The 26,428-nt window shown below is 72.3% G+C and carries 15 protein-coding genes and 1 pseudogene; 10 read left to right on the top strand and 6 right to left on the bottom strand.

Annotated elements, in window-relative coordinates; all coding sequences use genetic code 11:
* A pseudogene (locus PINTE_RS11780) lies at positions 1-231 on the top strand (tRNA pseudouridine(55) synthase TruB); the annotation flags it as partial.
* 141 nt (positions 232-372) lie between these two features.
* Here the strand turns inward: PINTE_RS11780 and PINTE_RS11775 are convergent.
* Both PINTE_RS11775 and PINTE_RS11770 read right to left on the bottom strand, forming a co-directional pair.
* Entirely contained in the window at positions 373-5,895 is a 5,523-nt protein-coding gene (locus PINTE_RS11775; RefSeq protein WP_068430592.1) for an ATP-binding protein, read from the bottom strand.
* 186 nt (positions 5,896-6,081) lie between these two features.
* Positions 6,082-7,593, bottom strand: a complete 1,512-nt coding sequence (locus PINTE_RS11770; RefSeq protein WP_068430609.1) for a bifunctional enoyl-CoA hydratase/phosphate acetyltransferase — start codon at positions 7,591-7,593, stop codon at positions 6,082-6,084.
* Positions 7,594-7,751: 158 nt separating this feature from the next.
* Here PINTE_RS11770 and PINTE_RS11765 point away from each other — a divergent pair, with 158 nt between their 5' ends.
* The 4 genes from PINTE_RS11765 to PINTE_RS11750 all read left to right on the top strand — a co-directional run bounded on the left by PINTE_RS11765 (position 7,752) and on the right by PINTE_RS11750 (position 12,893).
* On the top strand, positions 7,752-8,339 hold the full coding sequence (locus PINTE_RS11765; RefSeq protein WP_068430589.1) for an ASCH domain-containing protein: 588 nt from the start codon (positions 7,752-7,754) through the stop codon (positions 8,337-8,339).
* A 34-nt stretch (positions 8,340-8,373) separates the two neighbouring features.
* Complete coding sequence (locus PINTE_RS11760; RefSeq protein WP_068430606.1) at positions 8,374-9,417, top strand: zinc-dependent alcohol dehydrogenase family protein; 1,044 nt, start codon at positions 8,374-8,376, stop codon at positions 9,415-9,417.
* A 287-nt stretch (positions 9,418-9,704) separates the two neighbouring features.
* The gene (locus PINTE_RS11755) at positions 9,705-10,676 is read left to right on the top strand and encodes a bifunctional riboflavin kinase/FAD synthetase (protein ID WP_068430587.1); all 972 of its coding nucleotides are present in this window, start codon (positions 9,705-9,707) and stop codon (positions 10,674-10,676) included.
* Positions 10,677-10,895: 219 nt separating this feature from the next.
* Positions 10,896-12,893: a BCCT family transporter gene (locus tag PINTE_RS11750; protein WP_084343511.1), complete on the top strand. Its 1,998-nt coding sequence runs from the start codon at positions 10,896-10,898 to the stop codon at positions 12,891-12,893.
* Positions 12,894-12,912: 19 nt separating this feature from the next.
* On the opposite strand, the gene PINTE_RS11745 is transcribed toward PINTE_RS11750, so the two are convergent.
* A complete protein-coding gene (locus PINTE_RS11745) occupies positions 12,913-13,611 on the bottom strand; it encodes a DUF6636 domain-containing protein (protein ID WP_068430581.1) in 699 nt (232 codons plus the stop codon).
* Between the two features lie 154 nt (positions 13,612-13,765).
* Between PINTE_RS11745 and PINTE_RS11740 the strand changes: the two genes are divergently transcribed.
* Together PINTE_RS11740 and PINTE_RS11735 are read left to right on the top strand one after the other, a co-directional pair.
* Positions 13,766-15,748, top strand: a complete 1,983-nt coding sequence (locus PINTE_RS11740) for a TIGR03960 family B12-binding radical SAM protein (RefSeq protein ID WP_068430578.1) — start codon at positions 13,766-13,768, stop codon at positions 15,746-15,748.
* Between the two features lie 130 nt (positions 15,749-15,878).
* Positions 15,879-16,679, top strand: coding sequence for an ABC transporter permease (locus tag PINTE_RS11735; protein ID WP_084343510.1), 801 nt, complete (start codon positions 15,879-15,881; stop codon positions 16,677-16,679).
* Positions 16,680-16,700: 21 nt separating this feature from the next.
* Here the strand turns inward: PINTE_RS11735 and PINTE_RS11730 are convergent, their stop codons facing one another.
* The 3 genes from PINTE_RS11730 to PINTE_RS11720 all read right to left on the bottom strand — a co-directional run bounded on the left by PINTE_RS11730 (position 16,701) and on the right by PINTE_RS11720 (position 18,955).
* Positions 16,701-17,231, bottom strand: a complete 531-nt coding sequence (locus tag PINTE_RS11730) for a YbaK/EbsC family protein (protein WP_068430575.1) — start codon at positions 17,229-17,231, stop codon at positions 16,701-16,703.
* Positions 17,232-17,452: 221 nt separating this feature from the next.
* Complete coding sequence (locus tag PINTE_RS11725; protein ID WP_157087209.1) at positions 17,453-17,968, bottom strand: hypothetical protein; 516 nt, start codon at positions 17,966-17,968, stop codon at positions 17,453-17,455.
* A 186-nt stretch (positions 17,969-18,154) separates the two neighbouring features.
* Complete coding sequence (locus tag PINTE_RS11720) at positions 18,155-18,955, bottom strand: enoyl-CoA hydratase (RefSeq protein ID WP_068430569.1); 801 nt, start codon at positions 18,953-18,955, stop codon at positions 18,155-18,157.
* A 178-nt stretch (positions 18,956-19,133) separates the two neighbouring features.
* Here PINTE_RS11720 and PINTE_RS11715 point away from each other — a divergent pair, with 178 nt between their 5' ends.
* From PINTE_RS11715 to PINTE_RS11705, 3 genes are all read left to right on the top strand, one after another.
* Entirely contained in the window at positions 19,134-22,043 is a 2,910-nt protein-coding gene (locus tag PINTE_RS11715) for an FAD-binding and (Fe-S)-binding domain-containing protein (RefSeq protein WP_084343509.1), read from the top strand.
* 439 nt (positions 22,044-22,482) lie between these two features.
* Positions 22,483-23,241 carry a TIGR03936 family radical SAM-associated protein gene (locus tag PINTE_RS11710; RefSeq protein ID WP_068430567.1) on the top strand — a complete coding sequence of 253 codons (759 nt, stop codon included), beginning with the start codon at positions 22,483-22,485 and terminating at the stop codon, positions 23,239-23,241.
* A 156-nt stretch (positions 23,242-23,397) separates the two neighbouring features.
* A partial coding sequence (locus PINTE_RS11705) for an Rne/Rng family ribonuclease (protein WP_245642918.1) occupies positions 23,398-26,428 on the top strand: 3,031 nt, incomplete at its 3' end.

Below are 26,428 nucleotides of genomic sequence, written 5' to 3'. Positions count from 1 at the left end.
AGCGGACTCCCGCTGGTGGGCCTCGCCGACGCGGCCCGCGCCGCGATGCCCGAGCGACGCCTGTCGGCCGATGAGGCCGACCGGGTGGGCCACGGCGTGCGGATCCCCTCCGAGCGGCCCGGCCGCGCTGACCCGGTCGCGGCCTTGGCCCCCGACGGCACTCTGGTCGCCGTGCTCGACGAGTCCGCCGACCGCGTCATGCCCCTGGCCGTCTTCGCCCCGGGCGCCTGACCCGCCCAGCCGAAGGTCGTCCCCACACCCCGACGGCCGAAGGTCGTCCCCACACCCGGCCGAAGGCTGCCCTTTCGGTCGAGGGCTCGTGCCGTAACCCTAGCCCTCGACCGAAAGGGCAGCCTTCGGCCGAAAGACGGGTCAGGCTAGGGCGCGTTCGAGGGTCGTGATGATCTTGGGGCGCAGGTCGGTGGCGGCGATGACCTCGTCGACGGAGCCGACCTCGACGGCGCGGTGGATGGAGTGCACGCGGTCGAACTCGGCGGCGACCTCGCCGAGTTTCTCGCTGCGCACGTCGCGGCGGGTTTCGGCGAGTTGCGCACCGAGCGTAGGGCGCTGGGCCTCGGAGGCGGTGGCCAACGCCGCCTCCAGATCGCGCACCCGCGCGTCGCGGGAGGTGCGGGCGTCGACGTCGCGGCTGAACACGACCGCGGCGGCCGGCGCCCCGCCGATGACGGAGGCGAACGAGCCCTCGACGGCGAGCACCGTCATGTTCTCGTTGAGCGCCTTGGAGAACACGACGAATGCGCCGCCGTGGTAGCGGGAGATCACGCAGAAGACGATCGGACCCTCGAAATTGACCACCGCGCGGGCGATTTCGGCGCCGTACTCCAGCTGCAGGTTGCGCATCGACTCCGGTGATCCGTCGAAGCCCGACAGGTTCGCGAGGATGACGACCGGCCGGTTGCCGCTGGCCGCGTTGATCGCGCGGGCCGTCTTCTTCGAGGAGCGCGGGAACAGCGTGCCGGCCGTGTACACGTCGGGCCCGTCGGTCGGCGGAAAGCCGGTGCGCGGCACGGCCTGCGACTCGATGCCGATGAGGCACACCGGAAATCCGCCGACATGCGCGTCGTACACGACGCTCGTCTCGGCGTCGGCAGCAGCCGCCCAGCGCTCCAGTGTCGGGTGATCCTGGTCGGCCACCGCGGCCATCACCGTGCGGATGTCGAATGCCTTCTTGCGGTCCGGGTTCGCCGAGGCCGAGAAGATGTCGCCTACCGTCGCGAAGCCCGAGATCGCCGGGTCGTGCGGGAAGACCGTCACGTCGCGGTCGGAGGGGTCGCTCGTCGGCGCCCGGCGCGGGCCGGGCTCGCCCGGCGCCACGTACGTGTGGTCGTAGTGCGCCATGAGGATCCGCAGCGCACCGGCGATGTCCTTGGCCCAATACTGCGCCTGCCCATTGGGGCCCATCACCCGGTCGTAGCCGCCGATGCCGAAGTTGTCCTCCGCGCTGACGCCGCCGGAGAAGTCCAGCGACTGCTTGCCGGTGAGCACCATCGCGCTGTCCGGGGTCATGACGAGGATGCCCTTGCAGTGCATGAGCATCGTCGCCTCGGCGTTCCAGTACGGCTGCGCGCCGACGTTGATGCCGGCGACGACGATGTTGATCTCCCCACTGTTCTGTGTGAAGTCGACGATGCGGCGCAGCGCCTTGGCCACCCAGTCCATGTTCTCGGTGCCCGACTGCATAGAGATGCGTGCGCCCGCGGACAGCGTGAACCACTCCACCGGCACGCCGAGCTTTTCGGCGAGATCGATGGCGGCGATGATCCGCGCGCACTCGGCCTCTCCGAGAGATCCGAGGGACTTCAGCGGGTCACCGCACAGCAGCACGCGCTGCACGCCCTGCGGGTGCCGCCGCGTCGGGGTCGTGATGAGCCCGACGATGATCCCGGCGCTGTTGCGCCCGTACGGGCGGTCTACGGGCACGAGGGAGCCCGACTCGTCGAGGTCGTACTCGACCGCGGTGCCACCGCGCCCGGCGATGAGGCCGTGCAGCTCGTAGGGGTACACCAGGCCGCGGCGGCGGGCCGTGACGACCTTGCCGCGGTAGTCGTCCAGCGGCTGCACCCGCTCGGTGGGCGGCGCGCCGAGGGAGCTGACGACACCGGCTCCCTGCTGGTAGGAGAATCGCGCGGCGATCGGCACGACCTCGTCGGGCAACGCGACCCGGCCCTCGACGATGACCTCTTCGACGCCGGCGTTGAACGTCATCGGCGCGAGCCGGTCCTTGAGCGCGGTCAGCTGGTCGAGGTCGGCGTCGATGACCGGCCAGATCGTCACCCACAGGTAGTTGAGGTCGAGCCGCGCGGTGCCGGCGAGGTCGGCGCGGGCGCGGCGCATGGCGTCGAGGCAGTTGGCGATGGCCAGTTCCACGTGGGGGAGCCCGGCGACCCGGCCGGCCTCGTCGTGCACGATCGACAGCTGCCGGATCTGCGCGAGCGCGACGAGGCGCTGGTCGGCCTCGTTGTCGGGGGCGATGCAGTGGTAGAGCATGACGTCCTCGGGCGCCGCGAGGCGGGTGACGTCGAACTCGCTGAGCCGCCACAACCCCAGGCGCCGCCCGACCATCGGGTGCACGCCGCGCACGAGGGTGTCCTCGACCATGCGAGACCGCGTGCCGTCGGACTGCGGCCGGAACGTGAAGTACGCGACCGGCCGCCCGGAGCCGGGGCAGACCGCGACGGCGACCCGCCGCACCCCGCGCTGCGCCGCGAACAGGTCGAGCGTCGCGAGCCGACGGGCCAGGGCGGCGGAGGCGGCCTCGGGGGATTCGGGCATGCCGGCCCACGCGAGGTAGAGGTCCACAACCCCCTGATGCCCCTGCGGCGCCCGCCCGAGATGACGGCGCAGCGCCGCGACGAGATCGCTGTCGGGCCGCAGTTCCTCGACGCGCCCGATCGTCGAGACGAGGTGTCGGGGCTGGGCGTCGAGCTCGTAGTCGGCCACCGCGAACGGGCGGCCCTCGTCGCTCTCCTCGACGACCTCGCTGAGCAGGTATTCGCGGTAGTGCCGCTTGATGAGGATGCCGAGCATCGGTTCGTCGGCGGGCAGGGCTCCGCCCTCGATGCGTTCGGCGAGGAAGCGCACGATCTGCTCGGGAATCGCGGCGAGCCGGTCGATCCGGGCGTCGCGCTGCGGGCCGGCCGGGGTGCCGGAGGTCTGCACGAGCTGCTCGCGCACGCTCTCGAGCACCTGGGTGCGTTCGGCGTCGACGAGCGGCTGGTCGAACCACCGGAACCGGATGCTGCGGGCCAGGTCGCCGATGACCGGGTAGCGCAGCTGGGTGGCGCGCACAAGCCGCTCGAGCACCTCCCGGGCGGCGACGTCGCCGACCGGGTCGGTGAGCCAGCGCTGCAGCAGCCCGGTGACGAGTTGCACGTCGGGCCCCGGCCGCTGCTGGGCGAGGAACAGCCGGAAGACGGCCTGCTCGAGGTCGGGGGTGCGTTCCAGATCGGTGACGCCGTAGCGGCGCAGCACGCGCACGAGCCGGTCGCGGAAGACCTGCGGGAGCGCGCCGCGGTCGGGGTCGAGGCTCTGCAGGTAGGTGTGTAGGTGCTCTCGGGAGCTGTGCACCCGGTTCTCCAGGCCGAGGTCGTCGTCGGCGGGGCGGTTGCGACCCAGTTCGGTGATGTCGACGAACGTCTCCAGCAGCCCGATTTCCTCGCGCAGCGGGTCGGCGTCGCGCCCGCTGCGGGCGATGAGCTCGTCGCGTTCGCGCAGGTACGTCGACACCAGGCCCCGCCCGCCGTCGACCGGGTCGACGTCGTAGCCCAGCAGCATCGCGGTCAGGTCGCGGCGATGCGCCTTCGCGCGGGCCTGCGGTCCGACGGCCGCGGCGCCGACCGGCAGGTCGAGGTCGACGGTGGCTCCGGTCGGTTCCGAATCCTCTTGATCGCCAGCGGCTTCGAGCCGAACGAGCGGCGCGCCGGTGGTGACCTGGCTGCCGACGGAGACGAGCAAATCCTTGACGCGCGCGCCGAAGGGGGCCGGCAGCACCGTCTCCATCTTCATCGACTCGAGCACGAGTACCGGTGCGCCGGCGGCGATCTCACTGCCGACCGGAGCCGGGGTGGCGACCACGAGCGCCGGCGCCGGGGAGCGCAGCACGCCGCCCTCGTCGCGGCTGACGCGATGTGTGACGCCGTCGACCTCGACGAGCTGGGTGGGCCCGTGGGAGGCGGTGACGAGCCGGTGGGTGCGGCAGCCGACCCGCAGGCGGGCCTTGTAGGCGTCGATGCGGTCGAGCTTGGCCTCGACGCGCACGGGCTCGGCGTCGCCGGCGGCCACGGCCACTTTGAACCGCTGCGGGCCGGTGCGCAGCACGGTGACCCGGTAGGCGTTGCCGCGCAGGGTGAGGTCGACGGCTCGACCGGAGTCGTGCTGCACCTGGGGGCGCCCGCCGCGGGCGGTGCTCAGCAGGCGCTGGCGTTCCAGAGCCTCCTGTGCCTCGTAGGCCTCGATGCCGGCGGCGACCAGGGCGACGCCCGAATGCCGGTGCGAGACGAGCCGGCCCGCGGCGCGGACCCGGTCGATCCAGCCGGTGTCGGCGGCGCCGGAGACGACCTCGGGCGCGTCGAGCAGGTCGAGCACGAAGCTCTTGTTCGTCGAGCCGCCGTCGATGACGACGGTCGTCTCGGTGAGGGCCCGTCGGAGCCGGGCCAGGGCCTCGTCGCGGTCGGCGCCGTAGGCGATGATCTTGGCGATCATCGAGTCGAAGTCGGCGGGGATCTCGTCGCCCTCGCCGACGCCGGTGTCGACGCGGATGCCCGGCCCCGAGGGCAGGTCGAGCAGTGCGATGCGGCCGGGCGCGGGGGCGAAGTCGCGGTCGGCGTCCTCGGCGTTGAGTCGGGCCTCGACGGCGTGCCCGACCTCGCGCGGCCGTTCGCCGGTCAGGCGCCCGCCGGCGGCGACGTGCAGCTGCAGCTTGACGAGGTCGGTGTCGGTGGTGACCTCGGTGATCGGGTGCTCGACCTGCAGCCGGGTGTTGACCTCGAGGAACGCGAACGAGTCGGCCTTGGGGTCGAAGAGGAACTCGACGGTGCCGGCTCCGGCGTAGTCGACGGCGATCGCGAGGCGCTCGGCGCTGGCCTTGAGCTCGCGGGCCTGGTCGGGGGTCATCACCGGCGAGGCCGACTCCTCGATGACCTTCTGGTTGCGTCGCTGCACCGAGCAGTCGCGCACGCCGATGGCCCAGGCGCTGCCCTGCCCGTCGGCGATGACCTGCACCTCGACGTGCCGGGCGCCGGTGACGAGCTTCTCGAGGAAGACGACGCCGGAGCCGAACGCGCGCTGCGCCTCGTCGCGGGTGCGCTCGTAGGCGTCGGCGAGCTCGGCGTCGGAGGTGACCTTGCGGATGCCGCGGCCGCCGCCGCCCGCGGTCGCCTTGAGCATGAGCGGGTAGCCGATGCGGCCCGCGGCCTGCGTCGCCTCCGCCAGGGTGTCGACGCCGCCACCGCTCCACGGCGCGACCGGCACCCCGACGCTCTCAGCGATGAGCTTGGAGCCGATCTTGTCGCCGAGCTTGCGCATCGCCTCCGGGCTCGGTCCGATGAACGTCACGCCGAGGTCGGCGCACAGCTGCGCGAAGCCCGCGTCCTCGGCGACGAATCCCCAACCGACCCAGGCGGCGTCGGCGCCGGTCTCGCGCAGCGCCCGGGCCAGCACGGCGTGGTCGAGGTAGGGGCGGTTCGAGGCCGGTCCGAGGTCGTAGGCGCGATCGGCCTCCCGCACGAACATGGCCTTGCGCTCGCCCTCGGTGTGCAGCGCGATCGTCTCGATGCGCGGCGCGCCCGGACCGGCCTGGGCGTTGAGGTCGCGCACCGCGTGGATGAGGCGCATGGCGGCCTCGCCGCGATTGACGATGGCGATGCGCGAGAACATGTGCTGTCGACCCTCCGAGATGACCCAGGACCCGGGTCGCCTACCGTGCCGCGGCGGTGACCCGAACGGGCGCCCAACTACAGACGCCAGGGTGCAGCCTGCCACCTTCTGGGTGGCGAACCCGAATTCCCCGGGTGCTCGCGGCGGGTCGCCGGGGTTACTCGTCGGTTGGGTCGAGGGCGGAGTTCACCGGCCGGGTGACACCTCGTCAACGGGACGAGCGCCGGGCGCGGTGCCGGGCACACGAGCGGCGCGGGCGGCGAGGGAAGCGAGCGCGCAGGAGGTGACGCGGGAGCCGCGGGAGTCGGCGCGGTTGGTCAACACGATCGGCACGCGGGCGCCGAGCACGAGACCGCTGCTGCGGGCGTCGCCGAGGTATTCCAGTTGCTTGACGAGCATCGTGCCGCTCTCCATGTCGGGCACGACGAGCACGTCGGCTTGGCCGGCGACCGGGGAGTCGAGGCCGTGTACGCGGGCGGCGACCGGGGAGACGGCGTTGTCGAATCCCAGTGGGCCGTCGAGCAGCCCACCGACGATCTGGCCGCGGTCGGCCATCTTGCACAGGGCGGCGGCGTCGATCGTCGCGCGCATGCGGGGGTTGACCGCCTCCATCGCCGCGAGGATCGCGACCCGCGGGGTGCGCACCCCGATGATCTGGGCCAGGTCGATCGCGTTGCGCACGATGTCGGCCTTGACCTCCAGGCTCGGCGCGATGTTCACCGCGGCGTCGGTGATGAGGAACGGCCTGGGGTAACTGGGGGTCTGCAGCAGGAAGCAGTGGCTCATGCGGCGCGCGGTGCGCAGCCCCGGCTGTTCGAGGATGCTGCTCATCAGTTCGTCCGCCGGCTGGCTGCCCTGCACGAGCGCGGCCACCGCACCGGAGGCGGCCAGGCGCGCGGCCTGAGCGGCGGCGGCGTGGCTGTGCGGCACGTCGACGATCTCCAGCCCCTCGAGGTCGAGACCCGCCTCCTGCGCGATCGCGTCGAGCTTGTGTCGGGGAGCCAGCACAACGGGGGTGAGCAGACGCAGGTCGCGCGCCGCGATCACCGCGTCGAGGGAGGCGGTGTCGCACGGGTGCACGATGGCGGCCCGCACCGACTCCGATGCCGTGGCGGCCTGCGCGGCCTGGGCGAGCAGCTTCTGCACGCCGTGCTCACCGTCGGGTTCCAGGCGAACCTGCGGCAGCGTCGTGCGGGGCAGCTCGATGCGTTCGGTGGGGGCGAGCACGAGCGCCTCCCCGTCGATGACCGCGGTGCCGTCCTGGCGGGTGGCGGTGCAGTCGAGCCGCACGCGGTGGGTCTGTTCGTCCTTCTCCCGCACGGTGACTCGCACCTCGAGGGTGTCGCCGATGCGCACCGGCGCGCGGAAGTTCAGCGTCTGCCCGAGGTAGATGGTGCCCGGTCCCGGCAGCCGCGTGCCCAGCACCGCCGAGATGAGCGCCGCACCCCACATGCCGTGCGCGACGACGCCGTGGAAGCGGGTGGACGCGGCGAATTCGGGATCGAGGTGCGCGGGGTTGACGTCGCCGGATTCGATGGCGAACAGCTGGATGTCCTGCGGGGTGAGCGTGCGCTCCAGTCCTGCGGATTCACCGACCGTCAGCTCCGTGAACGTGCGGTTGCGCAGCACCGCGAGGTCGTCGCGGGGAGCGCGGGTCTGCGAGGAGTGGACGTTCGGGGGCGCTGCCGGGCCGGTCACGCCTCCCAGCATGCACCCGCAGCGGCGACCGGCGCGGACGTTCGGCGGGGACGTTCCGGCGGGCTCGTTCCGGCCGGTCGCGGACCCGTCCCCGGGTCGCCGGAGCCGCTGCGATCCGGCGCGCTCGCGGCGGTGTGACCTGGACGTATCGTGGCGGCGTGAACCAGGACGAGATCGACGACTTCTGGACCGACGCGAAGGTGCGCGCCGCGCTCAACCCCGCGAGCGCGTACACCGGGCCCAACCCCGCCGACTCCGTGCCGCCGCCGGCGTGGTCGTTCGGGGCCACCCCGCAGGAGGCCGACGAGTTGCTCGCGCTCGTGCTCGACGGCACGAAGACAGCCACCGCCTCCGCGTTGTGGGACTACGAACCCGGCGAACTCGACGACGAACTCCAGCACGAACTCGACGAACTCGACGACGACAACGGCGAGGAAGACGGCCTGCCGAGCAGCGGCGACCTGTCGATCGTGCTCGACGGTGCGGGTCACCCCCGGGCGCTCATCCGCACGACCGACGTGCGGATCGTGCCGTTCGGCGAGGTCGACGAGGAACACGCCCGCGCCGAGGGTGAGGGCGACCGGAGCCTGACCCACTGGCGCGCCGTGCACGAGCGGTTCTTCCGCGAGCACGCCGACCACGAGAAGGAATTCAGCCCCACGATGCCGGTGGTGCTGGAGCGCTTCGAGGTGCTCGTGCCGGTTGAGCTGCGGCCCGATCAGCCGAGCTTCTTCGGGCGAGGCTGACGTGACCTCTACGAGCGGCCCGGAGTCGGGCACGATGCGGGCGGTCGTCTACGACGCGTACGAGCAGCTGCCAACGGTGCGGGAGGTGCCGGCGCCGGGGGCTCCGGACGGGGGAGTCGTGCTCGACGTGGCGGCCACGGGCGTGTGCCGCTCGGACTGGCACGCGTGGATGGGTCACGATCCCGTCGCGCTGCCGCATGTGCCGGGCCACGAACTCGTCGGCACGATCGCGGCCGTCGGTGCCGGAGTGCGGAACTGGCGGGTCGGCGACCGGGTCACGACGCCATTCGTGTGCGGCTGCGGGGTGTGCGAGACGTGCCGTGCGGGCGATCCCCAGGTGTGTCCCGACCAGACTCAGCCGGGCTTCACCGGCTGGGGATCGTTCGCGCAGCAGGTGGCGGCGCGGGCCGCGGACGCCAACCTCGTCGCGGTGCCGGCGACGATCGGCGACGTCGAGGCCGCGGCGCTCGGCTGCCGATTCGCCACCGCCTACCGCGCGGTGACCGGGCATGGTGGGTTGCGGGCCGGTCAGTGGCTCGCCGTCTACGGAGCCGGTGGGGTCGGATTGTCGGCGCTGCTCATCGGGCTCGCCCTGGGCGCGCGGGTCGTCGTCGTCGACGTGGCGGAGCCGGCGCTGGAACTGGCCGCGCGGCTCGGGGCGACCGGCGTCGTGCGCAGCGCGCCCGGCGAACCCGCCGAGGAGATCGCGCGGCGCGTGCGGGAGGCCAGCGACGGAGGCGCGCACGTCGGCGTCGAGGCCATCGGTCGGCCCGAGGCCGCCGTCGCCTCGCTGCTCTCCCTGCGTCGCCGCGGCCGGCACGTGCAGGCCGGGCTGCTGCTCGGGCGCGACGCGACGCCGCCGTTTCCCATGGACCGCGTCGTCGCGCAGGAGCTGAGCATCCACGGCACCCACGGGCTCGCCGCCGCCGACTACCCCGCGATGCTCGACCTCGTCGCCGCGCGGATCGACCTGTCGGCGCTGGTGGGACGCGTGATCTCGCTGCAGGAAGCACCGGCGGCGCTCGCCGCGATGGGCGGCCCCGCGACCGGCTCCGGGATGACCGTGGTGCGGCTGTAACGGCTGAGGCGCCGGGGGTGGAGACGGGTCTCGTGGCCGACCTCGGCCGCACCCCACGACCGGACACCACTCGCCGCGACGGGACACCGGCCAGGCGACCGGACACCGGCGCGACGACGGGACACCGGCGATCGGCGGTGTCCCGTGGCCCGAGGCGGTGTCTTGCCGTCCAGGACGTGTCCCGTCAGGTCGGGCTCCCGGCCGGCGGACGGGGCCGGCAGGCTCACGACGCCGGTGGTGTCCCAGCGGACTGAAGCCCTCGGCCCCGGCATCGCTACAGTGGCCGCGTGCAGCGTTGGAACGACGTCACCCAGATCCCCGCGGACCTCGGGCCGACGGTGGTGACCCTCGGCAACTTCGACGGCGTCCACCGCGGCCACCGGGCCGTGCTCTCCGAGGTGCTCGCGCGCGCCGCAGCGCAGGACCTGACGTCGGTGGCGGTGACCTTCGACCCGCACCCGGTGGCGGTGCTCCACCCCGAGCGCGCTCCCGGGCAGATCACCTCCCTGGACCACCGCCTCAGCCTCCTCGACGCCGCTGGTGTCGACGCCGTGCTCGTCATGGAATTCACTTGGGAGTTTGCGCAACTGACGCCCGAGGAGTTCGTCACGCAGACCTTCGTCGACGCGCTGCACGCCAGCGTCGTCGTCGTCGGGCGCGACACCCGTTTCGGGGTGCGCAACTCCGGCGACATCTCCACGCTGCTGGAGCTGGGCATGCGGCACGGGTTCGAGGTCGTCACCGTCTCCGAGATGGGCGGGGAGGCGCAGAACAGCCGATGGTCGTCGACGCAGGTGCGCGACCTGCTCGCCGAGGGCGACGTGCGCCGCGCGGCCGCTGTGCTCGGGCGCCCGCACCGGGTCTCCGGCGTGGTCGTGCACGGTGACCACCGCGGTCGTGAACTCGGCTACCCCACCGCCAATCTCGAAGAAGCGTGCGCCGGATTGGTGCCCGCCGACGGCGTCTACGCGGGGTGGCTCGGGCGCCCAGGCCTGCCCGCCAGCGACCCCGACTCCACGCTGCCCGCGGCGATCTCCATCGGCACCAACCCCACGTTCGACGGCACGTCGCGCCGCGTCGAGGCCTACGTGCTCGACCGCACCGACCTCGACCTCTACGGGGAGGCGGTGACCGTCGAGTTCATCGAGCGGCTGCGGCCCACACTGCGTTTCGACTCCATCGAGGAACTGCTCGAGCAGATGGCCGACGACGTGCGGCGTTGCCGCGAGGTGCTGTCCACGATCGTGCCGGTCGAGTAGGCCGCCTGCGGGTCGCCGCCCGTCGCCAGGTCCCCGGCCGAGACCAATCACGCCAGATATGCGTGCAAATGACCTGATTGTGAAGGTTCCGGATTCTCGGCATCATGTGGCTCGCCACGTCCGAGATCCCATCATGTGAGACCCCGCATGCCGCCAGGCGGGCTGCAGCGCTGTGACGAGCCGCATCGCAGCAGCCGCCGACGAGGAAAGGTCACCGCGATGCCCACGTCCGACGCACTCCCGCCCACCTCGCCGACGACGCGCGACGAGGGCCCACCCGGCTCAGGCGGCCCACCCGCCTCCGGATTCTCGGTGATCCTCAAACCGGTGTTCTTCCCGGCGTCGCTGGCGATCATCGGCCTGCTGACGTTCACGATCATCGGGAGCCAAGCCGCGGGCGACGAGCTCGACGGGCTGACGACCCGCGTCAACCAGGCGATCACCGACGGCGTCGGCTGGTGGTACGTCATCGCCGTCAACATCCTTCTTGTGTTCTGCCTCTACTGCGCGGTCTCGCGGATCGGGCGGATCCGGCTCGGGCGCGACGACGAGCGGCCCGAGTTCAGCATGATCTCGTGGTTCCTCATGCTGTTCAGCGCGGGCATGGGCATCGGACTGGTGTTCTTCGGCGTCGCCGAGCCGCTGTCGCACTACGTCATCCCGCCGGAGGCGTTCGGCAACGAGCCGCAGTCGACGCAGGCGGCGCAGGAGTCGGTCGGCCTCATGATGCTGCAGTGGGGCCTGCACCCCTGGGCGATCTACGCCGTCGTCGGACTCGGCCTGGCGTATATGACGTTCAGGCGCGGGCGGCCGCTGGCCGTGCGTTGGCTGCTGGAGCCGCTCGTCGGCCGCCGGCGCGTCGAAGGCTGGGTCGGGCACACGATCGACACGGTCGCGATCGTCGGCACGCTGTTCGGCGTCGCCACGTCGTTCGGGTTCGGCGTCAGCCAGATCATGGGCGGCTTCGAGTACCTCGGCTGGGCGCAGCGCTCGCCGATGCTCATCATCATCGTCATCAGCGCGATCACGGCGATCGCGGTCTGGTCGGTGGTCTCCGGCGTGCACAAGGGCCTGAGGTGGGTCTCGAACATCAACATGACCGTCGCGGCCGTGCTGGCGCTCATCGTCTTCGTGCTCGGGCCGACGATCGTGCTGCTCAAGGCGATTCCGGAGAACGCCGGCATGTACCTGACGATGCTGCCGCAGTCGATGCTGCACGTCGGCGCGTTCACGACCGACGGCTGGGAGGGCGCCTGGACCATCGCCTACTGGGGCTGGTGGACCAGCTGGGCGCCGTTCGTCGGCATGTTCATCGCGCGCATCTCCCGCGGGCGCACCATCCGCGAGTACATCGTCGGGGTGCTGCTCGCCCCGACCGCGGTCAGCCTCGTGTGGTTCACGATCTTCGGTGACTCCGCGATCATCTTCCAGCGGGAGGCGGGCACCCTCGCCGCCGCCGACCCGGCGACCGGCGAGCTGAGCGTCAACAGCGACACCGCGCTCTTCCAGTTCTTCGAGTCGATGCCGGGGGCGCTGACCGTGGTGCTGAGCATCATCGCGATGTGCGTCGTGACGCTCTTCTTCGTCACGTCCTCGGACTCCGGGTCGCTGGTCATCGACATGCTCGCCTCCGGAGGCAGCACCGAGACCCCCACCGCGACCCGCGTCTACTGGGCCGTGCTCGAAGGGATGGCCGCGGCGGCCCTGCTCGTCGTCGGCGGCGACGTGGCGCTCACCGCGCTGCAGAGCCTGTCGCTGTCGACCGCTGCGCCGTTCTCGGTCATCCTCGTGCTCGCCTGCGTCTCGCTGCTGCGGGCGTTCCGCCACGAGGTGGCGACGATGCCGGAGTACATGCAGGTGATGCCCGCCGCCGACGGCGGCCCACCGCCACAGCACCCCCGCCTCCGCGACGATCTCGGGGACGTGTCGGCCACGCTCGCCGGTCTCGACGACGGCCGGGGCCGCACCGGCGACGGCGACCGCGCGGTGATCTCCTACCGGCAGCTGAACCCGCGCATCGTGCGCGTCGACCCGGCGACCGGCCGGGCGGGGGTGGCCGAGACCGTCGACCCGCTCGCGGGGGAGTACTTCGACACCCCCGAGTTCGAGTCCTCCCAGGAGTACCTGGTGCACCGCGACAACCACGGTGATGCGCACAGCGACGGGCAGCGAGCCTCGGCGCCGGCCGATGCCGCGCCGCCGGAGTCGGGCCGGTAGCGCCTGCCGTTCGGCGGGTTCAGAAGGTGCTGATGCGGGCGCGGCTCATGACGAAGCCGACGCCGGAGTCGGTGTCGACGCACGTCATGCCGCTGCGCTCGCTGAGGCACGCGATGGAGCCCGAGCGGGCCACCGAGCCGTACGCCAGAGTCGGAGCGGTGTTGTTGCGGATGGTGTCGGTGTTGCAGACCTTCTGGGTTCCGCGGGTCGTGAACTTCACCGCCCGGACGGTGGCCGAGAAGCCATCCATGCAGCCGGACTGCGGGTCGTTCGTCGGACCCGGCACGCCGCCCTCGCCCAGTTCGCACGCCCGATACTGGCTCGTCATGTCGCAGTAGATGTTGCCGCTCGGGCTCTGGAAACGGGACATCGAGGTGGCGTCTCCGGCCGCGACCTTGGCGGCGGCGGCGTCGAACCCGCCTCCGGAACCGCTGTTCCCGCTGCCTGCGTTGCCGCCCGAGCCCTGGTTGCTGCCGGAGCCCGAGCGCGGAGCGGCGGTCGCGGTCGGCCGGTACGTCGGGGTGCCGGTGGTCACGGCCGCGGACGGTGCGGGCCCGGCGGCCTGCCCCGGCGCGGGAGCCGTCGAGGGCGCGGCCGGCTCGGCGGTCACCGTGACGGTGGCCGCCGACGGGGTGGGTGGGTCGCCGGCGCATCCGGCGGTGACCAGCAGCATCGCGGCGGCCAGCAGGGCCACCCGGGATCCGACGGCGAAGCTCATCGAGCCAGTGTCGTCGGCGGGTCGCCGTGCTGACCAGGCTCGAGGGGCGCCGGAAAGGTACAACCGTCGGCCCAGCGCGTGGGTCGGCGAGCACCCGGGGCCGCCCTCGGTCGCGCTTTTGGGAGGGCGCCGCGCCTGACCTACCCTGGAGCGCATGCCTGGACAGTCCCGATTCGACCTGCTCGAGCCGCTGCTCGAGCGGGTCTCCAAGCCGATCCAGTACGTCGGCGGTGAGCTGAACTCCCAGGTCAAGAGCTGGGAGTGCGGCGGTGAGCACACCGTGCGGTGGGCGCTGATGTATCCCGACGCCTACGAGGTGGGTCTGCCCAACCAGGGCGTCATGATCCTGTACGAAGTGCTCAACGAGCGCCCCGACGCCCTCGCCGAACGCACCTACTCGGTGTGGCCCGACCTCGAGGCCCTCATGCGCGAGCACGGCGTGCCGCAGCTGACGGTCGACGGGCACCGCGCGGTGCGCGACTTCGACGTGTTCGGTCTGAGTTTCCCGACCGAGCTGAACTACACGAACATGCTGACCGCCCTCGACCTCGCGGGAATCCCGTTGCACGCCGCCGACCGCGGCGAGCAAGACCCGATCGTGCTCATCGGCGGGCACGCGAGCTTCAACCCCGAACCCGTCGCCGACTTCGTCGACGCCGCCGTCGTCGGAGACGGTGAGGAGGCTGTGCTCGCGGTCACCGACATCATCCGCGACTGGAAGGCCGAGGGGCTGGAGGGCACCGACGGCGGGCGGCACGAGCTGCTGCTGCGGCTGGCCCGCACCGGCGGCGTCTACGTGCCGGCGTTCTACACCGTCGACTACGACGACGCGGGCTTCATCGCCGACATCGCCGTGCGCGACGACCTGGCCGAGGCGGGGGTGCCGGCGACCGTCTCCAAGCACACCGTCATGGACCTCGACGCCTGGCCCTACCCCAAGCAGCCGCTCGTGCCGCTGGCCGAGAGCGTGCACGAGCGGATGAGCGTGGAGATCTTCCGCGGCTGCACCCGCGGCTGCCGGTTCTGCCAGGCGGGCATGATCACCCGACCCGTGCGGGAGCGCTCGATCACCGGCATCGGCGAGATGGTCGAGCAGGGCCTGTCCGCGACCGGGTACGAGGAGGTCGGGCTGCTCTCGCTGAGCTCGGCCGACCACTCCGAGATCGCCGACATCACCAAGGGGCTGGCCGACCGGTACGAGGGCACCCAGACCGGGCTGTCGCTGCCGAGCACCCGCGTCGACGCGTTCAACATCGATCTGGCCAACGAGCTGACCCGCAACGGGCGTCGCTCGGGCCTGACGTTCGCGCCCGAGGGCGGCAGCGAGCGGATCCGGCGCGTCATCAACAAGATGGTCAGCGAGGACGACCTCATCCGCACCGTCACCGCCGCGTACGAGGCCGGCTGGCGGCAGGTCAAGCTCTACTTCATGTGCGGCCTGCCGACGGAGACCGACGAGGACGTGCTGCAGATCGCCGACCTCGCCAAGCGCGTCATCGAGACGGGCCGGCAGGTCAGCGGCCGCCGCGACATCCGCTGCACGGTGAGCATCGGCGGGTTCGTGCCCAAGCCGCACACGCCGTTCCAGTGGGCGTCGCAGCTGTCGGCGCCGGGCACCGACGAGCGGCTGCGCAAGCTGCGGGAGGCGATCCGCTCCGACCGACGCTATGGCTCGGCGATCGGGTTCCGTTACCACGACGGGCAGCCCGGCATCGTCGAGGGCCTGCTCTCCCGCGGCGACCGGCGCGTCGGGCGGGTCATCGAGGCGGTCTGGCGCGACGGCGGCCGATTCGACGGCTGGAGCGAGCACTTCTCTTACGAACGCTGGATGCGCTGCGCCGAATCCGCCCTGGCACCAACCGGCGTCGACGTCGACTGGTACACGACCCGGGAGCGTTTCGAGGACGAGATCCTGCCGTGGGACCACCTCGACTCCGGCCTCGACAAGGCCTGGCTGTGGGACGACTGGCAGGACGCCCTCGACGAGCGCGAGCAGGACGACTGCCGCTGGACCCCGTGCTTCGACTGCGGCGTGTGCCCCGAGCTCGACCTCGACATCGAGATCGGCCCCACCGGCAAGAAGCTGCTGCCGCTGACCGTGCTCGGCTCCGGCCGCGAGGCGATGCTCGAGCGCTGAGCCGGTGCCGCGAGTCCTGGGGCTCGTGCGCGCTGGGGCTCTGGGCTCTGCGCGCTGATCTGCCGTGCCCGTGAAGTTGGTCGGCGGGACGGCGACGTCAACTTCGGTGGTGGAGAATGCCCGGGTGCCCATGCCGCTGGAAGACACGCTGACGAACCAGTCCCTCGTGCGCCTCGACGGCGCCTGGGACGTGCTGCGTCTGGTGCTCGTCGTGGCGGGGTGCGCGGCGTTGGCGGCCCTCATCCGGCGCCGGGCCGGGCTGGGCGACGGGCGTTCCGAGCTCGTGGCCATCGCCCGCGCGACGCTGCAGCTGGCCGCGGTCGGGGCGATCATCGCGGTCGTCCTCGCCTCGTGGTGGGCGACGGTCGCGTTCGTGCTCGTCATGCTCGGGGTGGCCGCGTGGACCAGCGCCGCGCGCATGAGCGTGACCCGACGCGCCTGGGTGGTCGCGCCGGTGGCGCTCGGCGCGCTGCCGGTGACCGCGGGCCTGCTGGCCACCGGGCTGCTGCCCGCACACCCGATCGCGCTGGTGCCGACCGCAGGCATCCTCATCGGCAACGCGATGACCGCCACGACGCTCGGCGGCCGCCGCAGCCTCGACGCGCTCGTCGAGCGGCGCGGCGAGTTCGAGGCGGGGCTCTCGATCGGCCTCGTGCCGCGCGACTCCGCGCTGCTGGTGTGTCGCGACGCGGCCCGGCTCGCACTCATCCCCGGCCTGGATCAGACGCGCACGGTCGGGCTCGTCACTCTCCCAGGGGCGTTCGTCGGCGCCCTGCTCGGCGGGGCCACGCCGCTGGAGGCCGCGGCGCTGCAGCTCGTCGTGCTCGCTGGCATCCTGCTGGCCCAGTCGGTGGCCGTCTCCCTCGTGCTCGAACTCGTCGTGCGCGGGCAGCTGCACCGCGCCGACGACCGCGTGTTCCTGCTGCGGTGAGCGCTCAGCTGCGGTGAGCGCTCAGCGGATCGCCAGCGGCAGCGTGCGCGCGTTGGGCAGGTTCGCCAGATCGGCGCCGGGCAAGAGGATCTTGCTGCCGCGCACACCGCCTCCGATGACGACGGGGCCCGCGTCGACGACGGCCTGGTCGACGAGGATCGGCCAGTCGGCGGGCAGCCCGAGCGGCGTGATGCCGCCCTGGGTCATGCCGGTCAGCTCCTGGGCCTGGGCCTGGTCGGCGAACGACATCTTGCGCTGCCCGAGCTCCTTGCGCACGACCCGGTTGACGTCGGCGCGGTCGGTGGCGAGCACCATGACGGCGGCGTAGGTCGTGGTCTCGCCGCGGCGGCCGTAGACGAGCACGCAGTTGGCGGAGGCCTCCATCGCGACGTCGTAGGCCTCGCAGAAGGCGGCGGTGTCGGCCAGGGTCGGGTCGATCGGCACGACCTTCGCGTCGGGCACGAGGTGTGCGGCCGCCGCCACCGGCGCGGCGACGAGCTCGGGGTGCTCCGACAGCGGCTTCCAGTCGAGGTTTCCTTCGGCACTCGGCATGCCCCCACGCTATCCGCCCCGCCGTCCGCGAAAATCCGCCCCCGACGACCGCCGCCCCCAACCGACCGCGAAACCCGCCCCCAACCGACCGCGAAACCCGCCCAACCGACCGTGAAAACTGCGTGTCGTGGTCAGGACTGCGGTCCGTGTCGCAGTTCCGACCGTGACACGCAGTTTTCACGGACGTTGAGGGGGCCCTTGATGGGGCTGCGGCGAGCCCTTCACGGGCGCGGCTGGTCGCCGACCACGAGGTAGAGCCGTCGCTTGCGGCCGCGCGTAAACCCCAGCCGCTCGTAGGCCCGGGCCAGGTCGTCGGTGGCGGCGGCGACGGCGACGACCGTGCCGGCGGGTAGGGCGGCCACGACCCGGCGGGCCAGCATGAGCGCGGTCAGCCTTGTGCCGGGCTGCTGGCTCAAACCCATTACCGTGTGCACGTTGTGCCGCGGGGTCTCGGGTCCGACGGTCGAGGCGAACGAGCCCGGCGAGGAGACGGCCACGACGACGGCGGCGGCGAGAAACCAGTAGGTGACGCCTCGGACGAGCCAGGCCAGCAGGGCCGCGCCCTCCGCCGCCTCGGCGAACCCGGCGAGGGCGCCGAACAGCAGGGACGCGGGCAGCACGACGGCGACCGCGAGGAGCATGTCCAGGACCGGGTTGTATCGAGCGATGATGACAACCCCGGAACGGGTGTCGTCGAGGTAGGCGGCGCGACGCAGCATGTAGCACAGAACTGCCACAAACAGGAGCGGGAACGCGAGCGCTGCGACGACTGTGTGGGCTGTGAAGGCGCGCGACATCACCCAGGAGGCGCGCGTGAGGTCACGTGCTCGAAGCGGTCTCGGGCTCTCGGATCGCACGCCACGAGGGTAGAGCCGGGGTCCGCGAGCGGGAGACCGAGGGGTCGCCGCGCGGACGTGGCTCGTTCAGCGGCCGGTCCAGGTGGGGGTGCGCTTGCCGACGAACGCGTCCATGCCCTCCTGGGCGTCGACGCGGGTGGCGTTGTCCGCCATGACCTCTCGCGTGTAGGCGTAGGCGTCGCGCGTGCTCATCGCCGCCTGGTGGTAGAACGCCTCCTTGCCGATGCCGACGACGAGCGGGCTGGCCTGCGCGATGCGGTCGGCGAGCGCGGCGACGGCGGCGTCCAGATCGTCGGCCACCTCGGTGACCAGCCCTGCGGCGTGGGCCTGCTCGGCGTCGATCGGGTCGCCGGTGAGCAGCATGCGCAGGGCGACCTTCTGCCCGACGGCCCGGGTGAGCGCGACCATCGGGGTGGAGCAGAACAGCCCGATCTTCACCCCGGGCGTGGCGAACCTCGCCCGCGGGGTTGCGACCACGAGGTCGCAGGTGGCGGCGAGCTGGCAGCCGGCGGCCGTGGCCAGCGCGTGCACCGCCGCGATGACCGGTTGCGGGATCGACTGGATGAGCAGCATGAGCCGGGAGCACACGTCGAACAGGTCGTCGTAGAAGGCGCGGTCGCGGTCGATCATCTCGCCGAGGTCGTGCCCCGCGCAGAAGGCCGCACCGGCTCCGCGCAGCACGATCACCCGGCACTCGCGGTCGGCGCCGAGCGAGGTGAAGGCGTCGATGAGTTCCAGCATGTGGTCGCGCGAGAGGGCGTTGCGTTTGTCGGGCCGGTTCATCGTCACCGTCGCCACCGGGCCCTGCCGCGTGAGGAGGACATGGGCGTAGCCGGTCGAGGTCGTGTCGTCGCTGTCGATCGCCATCCCTCGACCTTCCCTCAAGACTGCGTGTCGTGGTGAGAACTGCGGCACGAACCGCAGTCCTGATCACGACACGCAGTCTTGAGGGACGTTGGGGCGGAGTTCTCGGGACGCGACCCGCAGCTCTCCGGGAGCGACCCGCAGTTCTCAGGGAGGTGGGGGGAGCGGGCAGGATGGGGGCATGTCGACTGCCCCGGCCCGACCGCAGCACACCGACTCCTCGCCGGCGCCCGCTGACCTCGTCCACGAGTTGCGCGGGGCGGGGCTGGGTGACGTGCGGGACGACACGCTGACGCGCGGCATGTACTCCACCGACGCCTCGATCTACCGGATCGTGCCGCGGGTCGTCGCCTTCCCCCGCGACGTCGCCGAGGTGGAGGCGGCGCTGAGCGTCGCGCGCGCCACCGGCGCCCCGTTCACCGCGCGCGGCGGCGGGACGTCGATCGCCGGCAACGCGATCGGCACCGGCATCGTGCTCGACTTCTCCCGCTACCTGAACAAGGTGCTCGACGTCGACGCCGAATCCGGTACGGCCGTGGTGCAACCCGGCACCGTGCACGCCGCCCTGCAGCGCCGGGCCACCGCGCTGGGCTGGCGTTTCGGGCCCGATCCCAGCAGCCACACTCGCTGCACGGTCGCGGGCATGATCGGCAACAACGCGTGCGGCAACCGCGCCGTCGGGTACGGGCGCACCAGCGACAACATCGTCGCGATGACCGCGCTCACCGGGCTGGGCAACCGCCTGGAGGCCACGACCGGAGTCGGTGGGCGCACCCCCGCCGCCAGTGGCGCCCGCGCCGAACTGGAGGCGGCCCGCGCGGCGATCGCCGCGGACCTGCAGTGCGGCCGCACCGAGTTCGCGAAATTCGGCCGCCAGGTCTCCGGGTACGCCGTCGAGCACCTGCTGCCCGAGAACGGATTCGACGTCGGGCGCTTCCTCGTCGGCAGCGAGGGCACGCTGGCCATCGTCACGCAGACCACCGTTCGGCTCGTCACGGACCCGCCGGCGACCGTGCTCGTCGTGCTCGGCTACCCCGACTTCGCCGCCGCCGGTGACGCCGCCCCGCACCTGCGCCGGCCGGAGGTCGTCGCCGCCGAAGGCATCGACCGGCGCATTGTCGACGTCGTCGTCGCCAAATTCGGCACCCCCGCCGTGCCCGAACTGCCCCGCGGCGGAAGCTGGCTCATGGTCGAGGTCGTCGCCGACTCCGAGCCGGAGGCGCAGGCGCGCGCCCGCACCCTGGTGGCCGAGGTCGAGGCCCTCGACCACCGCATCGTCACCGACCCGGCCGCGGCTCGGGCGCTGTGGCGCATCCGCGAGGACGGAGCCGGGCTGTCCGGCCGCTCGCCCGCCGGCAAGCCCGCGCACGCCGGCTGGGAGGACGCCGCCGTGCCGCCGGCCCGCCTCGGCGCGTACCTGCGGGACTTCGACGCCCTGCTCACCGAGCACGGCCTGACCACCCTGCCGTACGGGCATTTCGGCGACGGCTGCCTGCACGCGCGCATCGACTTTCCCCTCGACGCGCCCGGTGGGCGCGAGGCTTACCGCGCGTTCATGCTCGACGCCGCCGATCTCGTTGCCTCCCACGGCGGGTCGCTGTCGGGTGAGCACGGCGACGGGCGCGCCCGCGGCGAGCTACTGCCGCGGATGTACTCGCCGGAGGCGATGGCGCTGTTCGGCCGGCTCAAGGCCGCGTTCGATCCGCAGAACGTGCTCAACCCGGGCGTCATCGTCGACCCCGACCCCACCGACTCCGACCTGCGGATCCCGGCGGCGCGGCGGGTGCGCGAGACGCTCGCGTTCGCCTACGCCGCCGACGACGGCGACTTCTCCCAGGCCGTGCACCGCTGCACGGGCGTCGGCAAGTGCCGCGCCGACGGCCCGGCCGGCGTGATGTGTCCCTCCTACCGCGCGACCCGCGAGGAGAAGGACTCCACCCGCGGTCGCGCCCGGGTGCTCGAGGAGATGGTCAACGGCGGCCTGGTCACCGGCGGCTGGCGCGCGAGCGAGGTGCACGAGGCCCTCGACCTGTGCCTGAGCTGCAAGGGCTGCTACTCGGACTGCCCGACCGGCATCGACATCGCCACCTACAAGTCCGAGGCCTTGTATCAGGCGTATAAGCACCGGCCGCGGCCCCGTTCGCACTACACGCTCGGCTGGCTGCCGCGCTGGACCCGGCTGGCGAGTTCGTCGCCGGCGATGGCGCGGGTGGCGAACCTCGCCCTCAACCTGCCGGCGCTCAAGCCGGTGGCGATGGCCGCGGCCGGGGTCGACGCGCGTCGCGGCCTGCCCCGATTCGCCTCGCGAACCTTCCGGGCGCTGGCCGCCCGGGCCGGGGTCGCGCGGTACGCGGGTGCGGTGCCCGCGCAGATCGGGGTCGCCAAGCCCGTCGTCGTCTTCGCCGACTCCTTCTCCGACGCCTTCGATCCCGGGGTCGGCGGCGCCACGCTGCGGGTGCTGCAGGCGGCCGGTTACACGCCCAAGGTCACGGGGGAGTCGGTGTGCTGCGGCCTCACGTGGATCACCACCGGGCAGCTCGACGCCGCGACGTCGATCCTGGGCCGCACCGTCGCCGCGCTGGCTCCCGCGGCGCGGGCGGGGATCCCGATCGTCGGGATCGAACCGAGTTGCACCGCGGTGCTGCGCCACGACGCCGTCGAACTGCTCGGCACGCCGGAGGCGCGGGACGTGGCAGCCGCCACCGTGACCCTGGCCGAACTGCTGACCCGCGACGACGATTACGCGCCACCGTCGCTGGAGGGGGTTGGCATCGTCGCGCAGCCGCACTGCCACCACCACGCCGTGCTCGGCTGGGCGGCCGACGAGGCCCTGCTGCGCCGGGCCGGCGCGACCGTGACCCGGCTCGGCGGATGCTGCGGGCTGGCCGGCAACTTCGGCGTGGAGCGGGGACACTACGAGGTGTCGCTGGCCGTCGCTGAAGACCAGTTGCTGCCCGCCGTGCGCGCCGCCGACCCCGACACGGTGATCCTCGCCGACGGCTTCTCGTGCCGCACCCAGCTCGCGGATCTGGCTCCCCGCACCGGCATTCACCTCGCCCAGCTACTCGACGATCCGACCCTGCGCGGCTGAGCGACCACTCGTTGCTCGTCTGCACACGGGGCGCGGCACCGGTCGCGCCCCTGGCAGGAGCGTGGGGCTCGCCGAACGTTTCGCCGTATCGACAATGCTGATCCCGTGGGCTTCGGCGTCGTAAGTCTCTGACCAGCGGCGATAGCTGGCCGGCCGCCATCGCGATAGTCGATATGGACCTATCGGATCAGCACATCTGCCGCGCCCGTTCGGCTCGCTGGGCTGGGCCGGTCGGATGGTTGATCGGCCCGCCGGCAGGCCCGACGTCTACCAGGATCGGTGGCCCCACCCCCCACCTGGCCGAAGGCTGCCCTTTCGGTCGAGGGCCAGGACTGCAGCACGAGCCCTCGACCGAAAGGGCAGCCTTCGGCCGAATGGGGCTTCGGCGAATGCGGGGGAGTGCGGGGGAGAGGGACGGGCTGGGTTAGCCTCGGGGGCCATGGCCAGGCAGCGTGTTCCCGAGGGGCCCCCGGCGGTTCCGCCCGTGCAAAAGCTGCGCATCCGGTACGCCAAGCGCGGGCGGCTGCGGTTTTCCTCGACCCGGGATTTCCAGCGCGCCCTCGAGCGCGCCCTGCGGCGCGCCGGCGTGCCGATGGCCTTCTCCGCGGGCTTCCACCCGCACCCAAAGATCTCCTACGCCAACGCGGCCCCGACCGGCACCGCCAGTGAGGCCGAGTACGTGGAGATCTCGGTCGTCGAACGCGTCGACCCGCAGGCGCTGCGCGCCGCCCTCGACGCGGCACTGCCCGACGGGCTCGACGTGTTGACCGTGGTCGAGGCGCTCCCCGGCTCGCTCGCCGACCGGCTCCAGGGGTCGATCTGGGAGCTGCGTTTTCCCGGTCTGGAGGCCGACACCCTGGCCTCCGCCGTCGCGGAATTCCTTGCTGCCGAACGCATCGAGGTGACGCGGGTGCTGAAGTCCGGCCCCCGCACGTTCGACGCGCGCGGGGCTGTCCTGCAGATGCGCAGCCAGGAAGGGGCCGACGGGTGTGCGATACTGACTCTGGTCGTCCGGCACACCACACCCGTCGTGCGACCCGATGACGTCTTGACCGCGCTGCGCACGCACGCCGCCTTCGAGCCGCCGCGGCCACCACTGGTGACCAGGTTGGCGCAGGGCCCGTTGCGACCGCACGCGGGCGAGGTCGCCGACCCACTCGTCGACGATCCGACGACATCGGCGGCCGAATCTCGGTGACGCGCGAGCGCGAGCCGATCCGGACGTAGCAGACAGCTTCCGTCGTGACGGCGCATGCCCCGAACGACGATCACGACCGCAGCTCGCGGCGTCGGCGGGACCTTGTAGTCCTCGGTGTGTGGGTCGATGACGTGGGCCGACGAAAGGCTCGCCGTCATGGTGACCAACGACAGTGATTCCGCTGAACGCGCCGAGTCGTCCCTGGGCGCCGAGCAGATGCCGCCCAGCTCTGACGCCGCCGGGCAGCCCGAGAGGGTTTCGGAGCCGGGCCGGCCGGCCGGCGACGAGCCGACGACTCACGCGACGACCGACACGCCCGACACGACCGACGGGCCGAACGCGGACACCATGAGCGACACGCCGACGATCGCCGCGACTGCCGAGCTCGCCGACTCCGAGCTCTCCGAGCCGTCCGAGTCGACCGGCTCCGCGGAGCCCGGAAAGTCCGAGAAGCCCAAGAAGACGCGCAAGCGCGCCGGCAAGCGGTCGAAGGCCGAGAAGGACACCGCTGCCTCGGAGTCAGGGCCGGAGTCGGTGGACGACCCCGCAGAGGCGGCTGCCGTGGGTGAACTCGGTCAGCTCGGTGTCGCGGCCGCCGAGCCGGGCGAGGGGCCGGCGAATGCGGGCGACCAGCGGACGGAGTCGCGGGACGAGGAGTCCGTCGACGCTGAAGAAGCTCGAGACGCTCAGGACTCTCAGGGTGCGAAGACATTGCAGGACGCCGACCCGGTCGCGTCGCTGATGGATCTGCTGCCGATTCCGTCCGAGGCCGCAGCGGCCGCCGAGGCGACGACCGAGGCCGGCTCCGGAGGCGAGTCCGGTGCGGCCGCGCAGGATCTGCTGGCGTCGCTGGTGTTCCCGTTGCCGCGTGACGAGCGCGGTGCGCAGGTGGCCACCGCCGGCTCGGGCACGGGCGGGCCTACGGGCACGGAGGGCACGGAGGGCACGGAGGGCACGGAGGGCACGGAGAGCGCGCGCGGCGGCTCGATGACCAGCTCCGACAACCCCTCTCGCCTCGACTCGGGGGACTCGGGGGACTCGGGGGACTCGGAGGACTACGACGACTGGGACGACGAGGACGACGACGGGGAGGGTCTGGCGCCTCCGTCGGTGCCGTCGTTCGGGTTGCTGTTCCAGGCGCCTCAGCCCGCACCCGATCGGGGCCGGCGCCGCGGCCGGTCGGCGGCGGCGACCATCGATGACGAGACCGCGGACGTCGTTGCCGACGACGCCGCCGACGACGCCGACGACTCCCGCGCGGCGTCCCGTCGCACCGACGACCGTGACCAACGAGACCAGGGCGACCAGCGCGGATCTGACGTCTCGGGCCAGGACGGCGAAGCCGGACGCTCCACGGACAACACGCACGACGCGGACGACTCCGACGACGCCGACGACGACTCGGACGACGACGGCCGCGGTCAGCGCCGTCGCCGCCGGCGGGGCGGCAAGGGCCGGCGCCGCAACGGCGGCAACGGTTCTGGGGCCGAGGACACCGATTCCCGGGGCTCGGAGGGCGCTGACGCGTCGCAGGGCACGGACGACCAGGACGATTCGGACGAGGAGTCCGACGGCGACGCGGCCCAGGACAACGGCTCGGGCCGCAAGCGCACCCGGCGCCGCCGCCGCAGCGGGTCCGGCGCGACGGCGGGGGAGGACCCGCCCGGCACCGTCACCAAGGTGCGCGAGCCGCGCCACGACCGCGACGTGGCCACCGGCATCAAGGGCTCCACGCGCCTGGAGGCCAAGCGCCAGCGCCGCCGCGAAGGCCGCGAGGCCGGCCGGCGCCGCACGATCATCACCGAGGCCGAGTTCCTCGCGCGGCGCGAGAGCGTCGAGCGGGTCATGGTCGTGCGTCAGCGCGGCAAGCTCACCCAGATCGGGGTGCTCGAGGACGGCGTGCTCGTCGAGCACTACATCTCCGGGCCGGGTTCGGTCTCCCACACCGGTTCCCCGTCGATGGCCGGCAACGTCTACCTCGGCCGGGTGCAGAACGTGCTGCCGAGCATGGAGGCGGCGTTCGTCGACATCGGCAAGGGCCGCAACGCCGTGCTCTACGCCGGTGAGGTCAACTGGGACGCCGCCGGGTTGGAGCAGCACAAGGCCCGTCGCATCGAGAACGCGTTGAGCAGCGGGCAGTCGGTGCTCGTGCAGGTCACCAAGGATCCGATCGGGCACAAGGGCGCCCGGCTCACCTCGCAGGTTTCGCTGCCGGGCCGCTACCTCGTGTACGTGCCGGACGGGTCGATGACCGGCATCAGCCGCAAGCTGCCCGACACCGAGCGCACCCGGCTCAAGAAGATCCTCAAGGAGATCGTTCCCGACGACGCGGGCGTCATCGTGCGGACCGCCGCCGAGGGAGCCTCGGAGGCCGAGCTGAAGGCCGACGTCGAGCGCCTCACCAAGGAGTGGGAGCGCATCCAGAACAAGTCGAAGTCGGGTAACGCGCCGAGCCTGCTGCACGGCGAGCCCGACCTCACCGTGCGGGTCGTGCGCGACGTGTTCAACGAGGACTTCACCAAGCTCGTCGTCTCCGGCGAGGACTCGTGGAGCACCGTCAGCGGGTACGTGCACGACGTCGCGGGCGACCTCGCCGAGCGGCTCACCAAGTGGACCGGCGACAACGACGTGTTCGCGCACTACCGCATCGACGAGCAGCTGACGAAGGCCATGGACCGCAAGGTCTGGCTGCCCTCGGGCGGTTCCCTGGTCATCGACCGCACCGAGGCGATGACGGTCATCGACGTCAACACCGGCAAGTTCACCGGCTCCGGGGGCAACCTCGAGGAGACGGTGACGAAGAACAACATCGAGGCCGCCGAGGAGATCGTGCGCCAGCTGCGGCTGCGCGACATCGGCGGGATCATCGTCATCGACTTCATCGACATGGTGCTGGAGTCGAACCGCGACCTCGTCGTGCGGCGGCTGCTGGAGTGCCTGGGCCGCGACCGCACCAAGCATCAGGTCGCCGAGGTGACCTCGCTCGGGCTCGTGCAGATGACCCGAAAGCGCGTGGGCGCCGGGCTCATCGAGGCGTTCAGCGAGCCGTGCGAGCACTGCAACGGGCGCGGCCTCGTCGTCCACGCGGAGCCGGTCGCCCGCGCGGCCACCGACTCGCGCGACTCGTCGCGGGACAACCGCGATGCCGGACGCGACAACGGCGGTCGGCGCGGCCGGCGCGGCCGTG

The organism is Piscicoccus intestinalis NBRC 104926, assembly GCF_001515525.1.
Classification (GTDB): Bacteria; Actinomycetota; Actinomycetes; order Actinomycetales; family Dermatophilaceae; genus Kineosphaera; species Kineosphaera intestinalis.
The sequence above is the reverse complement of the archived record's forward strand: the minus strand, read 5'-3'. Positions and strand labels throughout refer to the sequence as shown.